Origin of the sequence: Bacillus sp. FJAT-45066, assembly GCF_002335755.1 — a bacterium.
Taxonomy (GTDB): Bacteria; Bacillota; Bacilli; order Bacillales; family Bacillaceae_I; genus Bacillus_CD; species Bacillus_CD alkalisoli.
This window is the reverse complement of the sequence record NZ_NISQ01000001.1, coordinates 1,391,156-1,403,325: the sequence shown is the minus strand read 5'-3', so window position 1 is coordinate 1,403,325 and position 12,170 is coordinate 1,391,156. Positions and strand designations below refer to the sequence as shown.

Genomic DNA, 12,170 nt, shown 5'->3' with positions numbered 1-12,170 from the left:
ATCGTGTTCTATAATTATTCATCTTAATAAACTATCATATTATTATGCATTATACTAAAACGTTCGTTTTTCATTAAACGATCCGTAATTATGAAATTGATTCAATTATTAAAGTGAAAAGCTCTATTTGGTAACTGCCATTTATATGTGTAAGATAGCACTCTTAGAGTTACAATTGAAACGAATAACACTAATAACTCAATAGGAGTACTTACTAAACCAAAACCAATTGCAAGTCCGGCAATGATAGCCCATACTGCATAAATTTCTGACCTTAGTACAAGTGGCTTTCTTCCAGCGAGTAAATCACGGATTATTCCACCACCACTTCCAGTTAAGACAGCTGCAACGACGACTGCACTAATTGGGTGTCCCATACTAGTTGCGAAAAGAGCCCCTTGTATTGCAAAAGCGCCAAGTCCAATGGCGTCAAAGAAGTTACCCCATTTTCGCCAATGTTTTAAAAGGTTATTAGGGAATAAAAAAACGGCAGTCATTGCAACTAGTGCAATTTGAAAAAGCATACCTTGTTCCCAAAGGGCTGATACGGGTACCCCAATTAATAAATTTCGGATTGCCCCGCCACCAAAAGCGGTTACAATGCCTAAAATATATACGCCTAAAATATCGTATTCTTCTTCCATTGCAACAATAGCTCCACTGACAGCAAAAGCAATCGTGCCAATAATACTAAAAATTTCCCATGTCATGTTTGTCCCACTCCAAGATGTTATATAAAAAAGTTTATTTATGAGTACAATAATATCAAACCTTACTGATTTTAAAGCTAAAACGAAAATAATGCAATACAATTTTTAAGTAAATTAATAGTAGAAGTAACTATCTTTTGATATAGTATTAGCAAGGTATTAAAGAGCTTAAAATCTAATCTTAATGAATACTTAATATTATTTATGTAAAGGGGTAACCGCTTTTGAATGAAATCGTACATAATGAACGGGAACGAGCTATTGTAGTAGGGTGTCAACTTCCTAGACATACGGATGAACACTTCCACTATTCTTTAGAAGAATTATCATCCTTAACGAAAACGGCTAATGGTGAAGTGGTCATGTCTATCACTCAAAAACGTGATAGAGTTCATCCTGCCACTTATATAGGAAAAGGAAAAATAGAAGAATTAGTTTTATTAGAAGAAGAATATGACCCGGATGTCATTATTTTTAATGATGAGCTTTCGCCAAGTCAACACAGAAACTTAACTAAAATGTTGTCGGCACGTATCATTGACCGTACTCAATTAATTTTAGATATTTTTGCACAGCGAGCACAATCAAAAGAAGGAAAACTACAAGTAGAACTTGCTCAACTGAAATACATGCTCCCTAGACTAACAGGGAAAGGTGTAGAACTTTCTAGGCTTGGTGGCGGAATAGGAACTAGAGGCCCCGGTGAAACGAAACTTGAATCAGACCGACGTCACATTAATAGAAGACTTGTAGAAATTAAAGCGCAGTTACAATCTATTGTAAAACATCGAACACAATATCGTGAAAGAAGAAAGAAAAACTTAGCCTTTCAAATTGCACTTGTTGGTTACACGAATGCAGGTAAATCAACGATATTTAATCGTTTGACGGAAGCTGAAGCATTTGAGGAAAATTTATTATTTGCTACACTCGATCCGACAACAAGACAAATGACATTACCATCGGGCTATAAAGCGTTATTAACAGACACAGTTGGATTTATTCAAGATTTACCAACGAGTTTAATTGCAGCGTTTCGTTCTACATTAGAAGAAGTAGTAGAAGCTGACTTCATTTTACATGTAGTGGATAGTTCAAATGAAGATTACGAAAATCATGAAAAGACCGTAACTAATTTACTTCAAGATTTAGGGGTTAAAGGGATACCGATGTTAACAGTCTATAATAAGAAAGATCAACTAACGTCTACAAAACCTTTTATCTATAAAAAAGAAGCCATATTAATTAGTGCTCTAAATGATTCAGACAGGAAGGAACTTGTCTCTTCTATTGAAGAAATGATGAAAAAAGAGATGAAACCTTATCAGGTGAAAATACAGTCAAGTGAAGGACGATTGTTAAACCAATTAAAACAAGAGACAGTTTTAGAAAAAATTATTTTTGATGAAGATAAAGAAGTATATGATTGTAAAGGATACTTTTTTACCACTGCGAAAATGGCTCATTTTATCGAAGAATTAATGGTCAACTGAGAACATTTCATAAAAATATGATTACTGTACGAAAAACGTAACGTATTTATGGAATTAGTTCAACTAAAGGAGAAACTAGCATGTTTGATTTGTTACAAAATGGGGAAAGTATTAAACCGATCGTAAAGAAAGTAGAAGCCAAAATACAAGATACATTTAAAAAAATAGATGAAAATGCAGAAACAAATCAGTTTTCTGTCTTAAAAAGTTTTCAAGAATTTAGAATTAGTGATAGTCATTTCATTCCGTCGACGGGATATGGCTATGATGATATTGGCAGAGATACGTTAGAAAAAGTGTATGCAAAGGCTTTTGGCGGGGAAAGTGCGTTAGTTAGACCGCAAATAATTTCTGGCACGCATGCCATTTCTATTGCATTGTTTGGTGTGTTAAGACCCGGTGATGACTTATTATATATCACAGGTAAACCTTACGATACGTTAGAAGAAATAGTAGGGATTAGAGGAACTGGTGTTGGATCTTTAAAAGAATACAATATTGGCTATAAATCTATAGAGTTGAAAAACAACAAAGGGATTGACTGGGAAGCTGTCAATAATGCTATAAACGAAAATACAAAAATGATTGGTATCCAACGCTCGAAAGGATATGCTACTAGACCATCCTTTACTATTGAAGAAATAAAGGAAATGATACAATTTGTGAAAGAAATTAAAAGCGATGTTGTAGTTTTTGTAGATAATTGTTACGGTGAATTTGTGGAACTTCAAGAGCCGTGTCATGTTGGAGCAGACTTAATGGCAGGTTCATTAATAAAAAATCCAGGTGGAGGATTAGCTAAAACAGGTGGCTATATTGTTGGAAAGGCACATCTTGTAGAGGCTTGCTCTTATCGTATGACATCTCCTGGTATCGGAGCTGAAGCTGGTGCCTCTCTTTATTCATTACAAGAAATGTATCAAGGATTCTTTTTAGCTCCACATGTAGTTGCTCAAAGTTTAAAAGGAGCGGTGTTTACAGCTGCATTTTTAGAGGAATTAGGAATGAACACATCTCCTTCATGGGATAGTCAAAGAACGGATCTAATTCAATCGGTTCAATTTGACGATAAAGATAAGATGATAGCATTCTGTCAAGCGATTCAGTATGCATCTCCTGTTAATTCTCACGTAACGCCATATCCAAGCTATATGCCTGGATATGAAGATGACGTTATTATGGCAGCAGGAACGTTTATTCAAGGTGCAAGTATAGAACTTACCGCAGACGGTCCGATTAGACCACCTTACGTTGCGTATGTACAAGGTGGCTTGACATATAGCCATGTGAAAATAGCTGTCTGTTCTGCAGTGGACCATTTAATTACAAAAGAGTTAATAAGAATATAAATTTTAGTAGAGCCTGGATCAAAACTATATTGAACTTAGAAAAACCCGAACATTATCCCTAATATATAGGAATAAGTCGGGTTTTTATACCTTTCTAGCAGATGATTGGAGTGCAAACCGAAGACTCCTGCGGGAAAGCGTGTTAAGTGAGACCCCACAGGCGCTTGCGCCGAGGAGTAGGTTTTTTCACGATAGTTAAAATAACCTTCCTTTTTACCGCCCGCGGAAAGCAAAGGTTTGCACTCCAATCATCTGCGGTATGTTACCCTGACACTAATTATTCGACTTTAAGGAAATAGATTTAGTTTTGTTCCAGGCTGGTTCTTTTCTTATGTTTAAAACAGACAATTTAAAGGAAAATATAAAAAGGAAAATCAATATTGATTTCCATGTTAGAAAACCTTACATACGCTTGACATATTTCCTAACATCGAATATATTAGTATTATCTTCAAAAGATGTTAGGAAAGGAGAAATAATATGAATGATAACTTAAGACGTTCGATGCCGTTGTTTTCTATGAATATTGTGATGAAACTAACGGAGTTATCGGCCAGACAAATTCGTTACTACGAAGAAAATGGACTCATATTTCCTGCCCGAACAGAAGGTAATAGAAGATTATTTTCATTCAATGACGTTGATAAACTACTTGAAATTAAAAGTTTATTAGACCAAAAAGTAAATCTTGCAGGCATTAAACAAATATTGGCTGTGAAGGAAGCACATAAGTCAACCGTCATAACGGAAAATACTCGAGAAACAATTGAAAAACGAGACTTAACAAATGATGAACTACGTAAGTTACTGCGTGCCGAAATGATGCAAGCGGGACGATTTAACAAAACAAGTCTTCGTCAAGGAGACATGTCTCGATTTTTCCATTAATTTGTTAGTTAGTAAACTCATATTAAAATGTAAAGTGATAATTAAGAGGAGGAACTATTAAAATGTCAAAGTACAGCAGAGAAGATATTGTTCGCATTGTGGAAGAGGAAAATGTAAAGTATATTCGTTTACAATTTACGGATATTTTAGGAACAATTAAAAATGTTGAAATTCCTGTAAGTCAATTAGAAAAAGCGTTAGATAACAAAATGATGTTTGACGGATCTTCTATAGAAGGTTTCGTACGTATTGAAGAATCAGACATGTATTTATACCCTGACTTAAATACATTTGTAGTGTTCCCTTGGACATCAGAAAAAGGTAAAGTTGCTCGATTCATTTGTGACATCTACAATCCAGATGGAACTCCATTTGATGGAGACCCACGTGCAAACTTAAAACGTATGTTAAAAGAAATGGAAGACTTAGGTTTCACTGATTTCAATTTAGGACCTGAGCCAGAATTCTTCTTATTTAAATTAGACGAAAAAGGCGAACCAACATTAGAGCTAAACGATAAAGGTGGATATTTTGACTTAGCTCCGACTGATTTAGGTGAAAATTGTCGACGTGACATCGTATTAGAGCTTGAAGAAATGGGCTTTGAAATTGAAGCTTCTCACCATGAGGTTGCACCAGGTCAACATGAAATCGACTTTAAATATGCAGATGCTATTACAGCATGTGACTACATCCAAACATTTAAGTTAGTTGTAAAAACAATTGCGCGTAAGCATGGATTACATGCGACATTCATGCCGAAACCACTTTTCGGTGTTAACGGATCAGGTATGCACTGTAACGTTTCATTATTCAAAAATGGCGTAAATGCATTCTATGACGAACAAGCGGATCAAGGTTTAAGTGAAACAGCTCGTCAATTTATTGCTGGAATTATAAAGCACGCTCCAAACTTTACAGCAGTAACAAATCCGACAGTAAACTCATACAAGCGTCTAGTACCAGGTTACGAAGCACCTTGTTATGTTGCTTGGTCTGCTCGTAACCGTAGTCCATTAATTCGTATTCCAGCTTCTCGTGGAGTAAGTACTCGTGTTGAGATTCGTAGTGTAGATCCAGCAGCAAACCCATATTTAGCGATGGCAGTATTACTTGCTGCAGGACTTGATGGAGTGAAAAACGGTTTAACTCCTCCAAAACCAGTAGATCGTAACATTTATGTAATGAACAAAGAAGAGCGTTTAGCAGAAGGTATCGTTGACCTGCCAGCTACACTTGCTCAAGCATTAGACTTATTAAAGCAAGATGAAGTAATTCAAGGTGCATTAGGCGAACATTTACTAGAGCACTTTATTGAAGCAAAAGAAATTGAGTGGGATATGTTCCGCACGCAAGTTCACCCATGGGAGCGCGACCAATATATGACTCAGTACTAATAAATGCAACCCCTCGATACCGATTGGTGTCGAGGGGTTTTCTTTATTGGAACAACAGGTCTAGTTGTTTATGGAATTTCTTCTTTCTCTCTTTTACTCTTTTATTATGAAAATTTATAAGTTTGTCCTGAATTTATTATAAGTGTTATGTTAAATCTTTTTGCTAACATGGGATTTTTCCTATTCAAAATATATTAAAGTTTACTAATGAATATAGAAAATCCTAGCTGTTGCTTTCCGTGCAAGGTGCAGACTCCAGCGGGAGAAGCGGGAGACGGGAGCCTCCACAGACGCTATGCGTCGAGGAGGCTCCCGACCCGCCCGCGGAAAGCGGAGCCTTGCACGGAAAGCAACAGCGGCAATTAAGAGAGTTGATTATTCTACATTAAAATTTCATGTGAATTTCATCTTAATTCTACAAATTATCTCAAAATAATGTATAATCAGATTTATATATACGAAAAAGGGGATTACTTAACTATGAAAAAATGGTTCTTACTATTCATTATTAGTATGTTAGCTGCAATGACAGTTGCATGTTCGAATGACAATAACGAGAAAGCAACAGATAATGAGAAGCCGGATATCTCTGATGAAAACAAAAGTGACACAGAAGAAGAGGATGGTGATTGGGTAACTCCTATAGGTGAGCCAATCATTACAGATGGTGGTACATTTATCATCCATGCAAGAAATGGTAATGTGGAATCTGCTAAGACAGGAGATGTAGAAGTAGAATTTTATCAAGTAGCTGCAATGAGTGGAGAACTTGAAGGCGAATTTGCTGAATATGTAGGCGAAGAAGCAATTGAATATATCCAAGTAGACCTTATCGTTAATAATTTATCTGATGAGAAGCTATTATTTCTAGTAGATAATATGTCGATTGAGACAAGCGATGGACAAGTAATTGAAAACGCAAACCCAATTTTTAGTAATGAGTTTGGTGATACGCTTGACGGAAAAGAAGAGAAGAAAGGTTCTTTGTTTTTCTTCTTAGATACAAGTGCTAGTGAAGTAGAATGGGTAGAAATAAAAATCCCAGCTGTGCAAAATGAAAACAAAGATACAATTGGTGAAGAAATTAGAGTTCGTGCAAACTTTTAATAGAATCTATGTAAAAAGCTGTCCAATTTTAACTGTTGGATAGCTTTTTATGTTTAACATTTTTAGTAGGGGGTATATAGTATAGAAAGGTATAGGGAGGCGACGAATATGAAAATGAAGCCAGTAAAATCAATCATTGCAATAGGAGTCGGATTAGGAGCAACGAGTATTGGTATTTTGTCTAGTGAAAAAGCTAGAACAAGAGTAGCTAACTATACAACTTTCTTAAGAAATAAATTGTTACCATTAAAGTATAAGAAGACAACTTTCCCCTTAAAGAAAGCAGGCAATCCACATCCGGATGACTTTGCTGATAACAACATGGTAAGTGAAGGAGCTATGTACTCCGTTAAATATTACAATAAGAAAATGCAGTAATAAAAGTAGCCTCTAACAACGAGTGTTAGAGGCTTTTCCTTTGTATTAAAGTAAAAAAGCCTGCTATGCAGGCTGATGTATTAATGGACGTTTCTATAAACGCCAATAACTTTTCCTAGAATAGTTACATTTCTAACAATGATAGGTTCTAAAGAAGAATTTTCAGGTTGTAAACGAATATAATCTCGCTCTTTAAAAAAACGTTTTACAGTAGCTTCGTCTTCTTCTGTCATTGCAACCACAATATCACCATTATTTGCCGATTGTTGTTGGCGAACGATTACTAAGTCTCCATCAAGAATTCCTGCTTCGATCATACTGTCGCCCATGACTTCTAACATAAACACTAGTTCGTCAGGTGAAACGTAGCGTTCTGGTAGTGGAAAATAATCTTCTATATTTTCTACAGCAGTAATAGGTTGTCCAGCAGTTACTTTTCCGATTATAGGAACTTGTACTACATTTATTTTTGGAATATCTTGTTCGAAGCTTATAACCTCAATTGCTCTTGGTTTGGTTGGATCACGTCTAATTAACCCTTTGCTTTCAAGTCGAGCTAAATGACCGTGTACAGTTGAACTAGAAGCGAGGCCAACAGCTTCACCGATTTCTCGAACGGAAGGTGGATAGCCTTTTACTTGTACTTCGCTCTTAATGAAATCTAAAATATCTTGCTGTCTTTTTGATAGTTTCATAAGTATGCACCTCGTTTTCTCTCGTATTATTATGAATATTATACCATGTAGAAGAACAAAATACAAACATAAGTTCGAACATCTACTTGACAAGAATATACGTTCTACTCATAATGATTTAATAAAAAGTGGTTGGTGATTATCGTGAGAGGGATTATTTATTGTAGAGTTAGTACAAAAAAAGATACACAAGAAACATCGTTAATTCGTCAAAAGGAAGAATTAACTACATTGGCACAAAATTATAAAATTAACGTAGTTCATGTTATTGAAGAACAAGCAAGTGGGTATGAAATTGATAGAGATGGTATTTTTCAACTAATGGACTTTTTAGCGAAAGAAAAAATAGATGTATTACTTGTACAAGACGAGACACGACTTGGCAGAGGAAAAGCTAAAATAGCATTATTGCATTTACTTAATAAACATAATGTACATATATACTCTATTGTTGATAGTGGAAAATTAACTTTATCTGAATCGGATTCAATGGTATTAGATATTGTATCAATAGTAGAAGAATACCAACGAAAGCTTCACAACTTGAAAATTAAAAGAGGAATGAAAAAAGCAATAAAAGAAGGGTATAATCCTTTGGAGAACTTGAAAAATATTGATAAAAGCCCTGGGCGAGAAAGAACAGAAATACCTGTAGAAGAGATTGTTAGACTTCGAAGCAATAAATTAACGTTTGCTGAAATTGCTGCCACATTAAGGGGTCTTGGATTCAATGTTTCCAAAGCAACTGTTCACAGAAGGTACATAGAATATATGAAGGAAAAGGAGTCTTCACTTGTAAAAAATGATACGCTTTAGTAAGATAAATGCATATTCTTAGTATGAAAAGGAGTACCTCCATGCTTTCAAAAGAAAAAATTGCCCGCATTAATGCCCTATCAAATAAATCCAAGTCGGTAGGTTTAACAGATGCAGAAGCACAAGAACAAAAAAATCTAAGAGAAGAATACATAAAAACATTTCGTTCATCCATGGTAAATACCCTTCATTCTGTTAAAGTGGTTGATCCAAACGGAAATGATGTTACACCGAAAAAACTAAAAGATGAACAAAATAAACGACTACATTAACAACTGTTTTCTTGAAAAATGGAACATACTAAACAGTAGTTCTGAAAATATATAGGAGTTGAAATAAATGACAACAAATATTGATCAATTATCCATTAATACTATACGTAATCTTTCTATTGATGCAATCGAAAAAGCAAATTCAGGACACCCAGGTATGCCGATGGGCGCAGCACCAATGGGATATACGTTATTTACAAAATTTATGAACCACAACCCCAAAAACCCTACTTGGTTTAACCGTGACAGATTTGTTTTATCAGCAGGTCACGGATCTATGCTTTTATATAGCTTATTGCATTTAAGTGGTTATGACTTATCAATGGAAGATATAAAAGACTTCCGCCAATGGGGGAGTAAAACACCAGGTCACCCCGAATTTGGACATACAGCTGGGGTTGATGCGACAACTGGCCCACTTGGTCAAGGTATCGCTATGGCTGTAGGTATGGCAATGGCAGAAAGACATTTAGCAGATACATATAATAAAGATGGATTCAATGTTGTCGATCATTTTACATACAGTATTTGTGGAGATGGAGATTTAATGGAAGGTGTTTCTGCTGAGGCAGCATCATTAGCAGCGCACCTAAAATTAGGTCGTCTTGTTGTACTATATGATTCGAATGACATTTCTTTAGATGGTGACTTAGATCGTTCTTTCTCAGAAAGTGTAGAAGGGAGATTTAAAGCTTACGGATGGCAATACGCTCGTGTAGAAGATGGAAATAACATTGAAGAAATTTCCGCAGCTGTTGCAGAAGCACAGACAGATCTAAATCGCCCTACATTAATTGAAGTAAAGACGGTTATTGGATACGGATCACCAAATATGTCTGGTAAATCAGATGTTCACGGTAAGCCATTAGGAAAAGATGAAATTCATTTAACTAGAGAATACTACAAATGGGCTTATGAAAATGACTTCCATGTACCAGAAGAGGTATATACGAATTTCAAAAAGTCTGTAACGGAAAAAGGTCAACAAGTAGAAGAAAAATGGTCTGCGATGTTCAATGAGTATAAATCAAAATTTCCTGAATTAGGAGAGCAATTACAATTAGCGATGGAAGGGAAATTACCGGAAGGTTGGGATAAAGATATTCCTGTCTATGACGAAGGTAAGAGTCTTGCATCCCGTGCTTCATCTGGAGAAGTTTTAAATGCAATAGCTCAAAATACTCGCCAAATAATTGGTGGATCTGCTGACTTAGCTGGTTCTAACAATACAATGATTAAAGGTGATAAAGACTTCACACCTGAAGATTATAGCGGTCGTAACATATGGTTTGGTGTGCGTGAATTTGCAATGGGTGCAGCAATGAACGGTATGGCTCTTCACGGTGGTGTGAAAGTATTCGGTGGTACATTCTTTGTATTCTCTGATTACTTACGTCCGGCAATTCGTTTAGCAGCACTTCAAAACCTGCCAGTAACATTTGTGTTTACTCATGACAGTATTGCTGTTGGGGAAGATGGGCCAACACATGAGCCAATTGAGCAACTACCATCCTTACGTTGTATGCCCAACTTATGTGTCATACGACCAGCGGATGGTAATGAAACAGCAGCAGCTTGGAAGATAGCAATGCAATCAGAAAAAACACCTACAACATTAGTGTTAACACGCCAAAACTTACCTACTATTAAAGGTACTGCAGAAACTGCATATGAAGGGGTAAATAAAGGAGCGTACGTTATTTCTAAAGGTGAAAAAGAAACACCTGATGCGCTAATTTTAGCTACTGGTTCTGAAGTAGGGTTAGCAGTAGAAGCCCAAAAAGCTTTATCAACAGAAGGTATTGATGTTTCTGTTGTAAGTATGCCTTCATGGGATCGCTTTGAGAAGCAAACGGATGAGTATAAGCAATCCGTTCTACCAAAAACGGTTAAAAAACGTCTTGCTATTGAAATGGCAAATCCATTAGGTTGGGAAAGATATACGGGAGATGAGGGAGACATCATTGGTATTCATACATTTGGTGCTTCTGCTCCTGGTAATAAAATCATGGAAGAATACGGATTTACAGTTGAAAATGTAGTAGCAAAAGTGAAAAAGTTATTATAATAGTAGAAAAACCGTCAATCGATTGAATGGCGGTTTTTTTCATGTTTATATGTAGATTTTCCTATTCGACAAAAATAGAATATATCTTTACCACGAAATGACAAACGTCGTTACTAGATATTTCTATAATAGAAGATAAGAGTTCGTGGTAGGAGGAGTTCTATGCGACATTATCATATCTATTTAATAGAAGAAGAAGTAGCGAAACAATATTACGGAAAAGAAGTTAAGATATATCAACTTTTTCAAGAGTTTGATCAAAATAAAAGACTGAAGCCAATAATAACGAAGCAAATCGACTTTATTACACAAACAATTCCTACTTTTAAGATTCAGAAAGTTATGGAGTCTACTTTAAAAAATAGAAAAGATTATGAAGGACACATGTACAAGCATTCTATTTGGTTGCCGAATAGTAGATCTGCTGCTAGTATTTCTATTTTTGAAAATTTTATAGAGTTAACGGCAACTGGTTCTTTTGAGGCGGAAACGATTTTCTTTGAAATATTAAGAAAAGAAAATCCTTTTTACCTTGCTATTGATTTAAAAGCGGAGAGGTTTGGGTGGCTTTTTCCTATCAAACAAAGGAAATTTGTATAATATTTAGAAGAAAATTAAAAGAGAATGTTGTATAATTACCTTTGGTTTAGTAAACTACATTAGTAGATACGTTTTAAGGAGGAAATAGTAAGATGGAACTATGGCTCGCGATTTCATTAATAGTAGTAGCTCTTCTAGCAGGAGTTGCACTAGGATTTTTCATCGCTCGTAAATACATGATGAGCTACTTAAAGAAAAATCCACCAATTAACGAACAAATGTTAAAAGTGATGATGATGCAAATGGGAATGAAACCTTCTCAGAAAAAAATCACACAAATGATGAAAGCAATGAACAACCAAATGAAATAATAAAGAGACAAGCACTCATTGTTATGGGTGCTTTTTCTATTGTTTAGGAAATTCCAATTAATTTTACTACGCATTCCTTCATTTCA

General features: G+C 35.5%; 13 protein-coding genes. 11 read left to right on the top strand and 2 right to left on the bottom strand.

The window, feature by feature from the left end:
- Positions 1 to 101: 101 nt before the first annotated feature.
- Complete coding sequence (locus CDZ92_RS07150) at positions 102 to 710, bottom strand: trimeric intracellular cation channel family protein (protein WP_096154557.1); 609 nt, start codon at positions 708 to 710, stop codon at positions 102 to 104.
- A 224-nt stretch (positions 711 to 934) separates the two neighbouring features.
- On the opposite strand from CDZ92_RS07150, the gene hflX reads away from it, so the two are divergent.
- The 6 genes from hflX (at position 935) to CDZ92_RS07120 (ending at position 7,322) form a co-directional block, all read left to right on the top strand.
- Positions 935 to 2,203: a GTPase HflX gene (gene hflX / locus CDZ92_RS07145; protein WP_227521501.1), complete on the top strand. Its 1,269-nt coding sequence runs from the start codon at positions 935 to 937 to the stop codon at positions 2,201 to 2,203.
- A gap of 80 nt (positions 2,204 to 2,283) precedes the next feature.
- Positions 2,284 to 3,552, top strand: coding sequence for a methionine gamma-lyase family protein (locus tag CDZ92_RS07140; protein WP_096154556.1), 1,269 nt, complete (start codon positions 2,284 to 2,286; stop codon positions 3,550 to 3,552).
- 480 nt (positions 3,553 to 4,032) lie between these two features.
- Entirely contained in the window at positions 4,033 to 4,440 is a 408-nt protein-coding gene (locus CDZ92_RS07135; protein WP_096154555.1) for a MerR family transcriptional regulator, read from the top strand.
- Positions 4,441 to 4,502: 62 nt separating this feature from the next.
- On the top strand, positions 4,503 to 5,837 hold the full coding sequence (gene glnA / locus CDZ92_RS07130) for a type I glutamate--ammonia ligase (protein ID WP_096154554.1): 1,335 nt from the start codon (positions 4,503 to 4,505) through the stop codon (positions 5,835 to 5,837).
- A gap of 480 nt (positions 5,838 to 6,317) precedes the next feature.
- Positions 6,318 to 6,944 (top strand): hypothetical protein, encoded by a 627-nt coding sequence (locus tag CDZ92_RS07125; protein WP_096154553.1) that lies wholly within the window; start codon positions 6,318 to 6,320, stop codon positions 6,942 to 6,944.
- A gap of 108 nt (positions 6,945 to 7,052) precedes the next feature.
- Positions 7,053 to 7,322, top strand: a complete 270-nt coding sequence (locus tag CDZ92_RS07120; RefSeq protein ID WP_096154552.1) for a hypothetical protein — start codon at positions 7,053 to 7,055, stop codon at positions 7,320 to 7,322.
- A gap of 80 nt (positions 7,323 to 7,402) precedes the next feature.
- On the opposite strand, the gene lexA is transcribed toward CDZ92_RS07120, so the two are convergent.
- Complete coding sequence (gene lexA, locus CDZ92_RS07115) at positions 7,403 to 8,017, bottom strand: transcriptional repressor LexA (RefSeq protein ID WP_096154551.1); 615 nt, start codon at positions 8,015 to 8,017, stop codon at positions 7,403 to 7,405.
- Positions 8,018 to 8,161: 144 nt separating this feature from the next.
- Between lexA and CDZ92_RS07110 the strand changes: the two genes are divergently transcribed.
- The 5 genes from CDZ92_RS07110 (at position 8,162) to CDZ92_RS07090 (ending at position 12,084) form a co-directional block, all read left to right on the top strand.
- Positions 8,162 to 8,833, top strand: a complete 672-nt coding sequence (locus tag CDZ92_RS07110; protein WP_096154550.1) for a YneB family resolvase-like protein — start codon at positions 8,162 to 8,164, stop codon at positions 8,831 to 8,833.
- Positions 8,834 to 8,874: 41 nt separating this feature from the next.
- Entirely contained in the window at positions 8,875 to 9,105 is a 231-nt protein-coding gene (locus tag CDZ92_RS07105; protein ID WP_096154549.1) for a DUF896 domain-containing protein, read from the top strand.
- 67 nt (positions 9,106 to 9,172) lie between these two features.
- Positions 9,173 to 11,173 (top strand): transketolase, encoded by a 2,001-nt coding sequence (gene tkt / locus CDZ92_RS07100; protein ID WP_096154548.1) that lies wholly within the window; start codon positions 9,173 to 9,175, stop codon positions 11,171 to 11,173.
- 162 nt (positions 11,174 to 11,335) lie between these two features.
- Positions 11,336 to 11,773: a sporulation inhibitor of replication protein SirA gene (sirA, locus tag CDZ92_RS07095; RefSeq protein ID WP_096154547.1), complete on the top strand. Its 438-nt coding sequence runs from the start codon at positions 11,336 to 11,338 to the stop codon at positions 11,771 to 11,773.
- A 92-nt stretch (positions 11,774 to 11,865) separates the two neighbouring features.
- Positions 11,866 to 12,084 carry a YneF family protein gene (locus CDZ92_RS07090; protein ID WP_096154546.1) on the top strand — a complete coding sequence of 73 codons (219 nt, stop codon included), beginning with the start codon at positions 11,866 to 11,868 and terminating at the stop codon, positions 12,082 to 12,084.
- Positions 12,085 to 12,170: the final 86 nt, after the last annotated feature.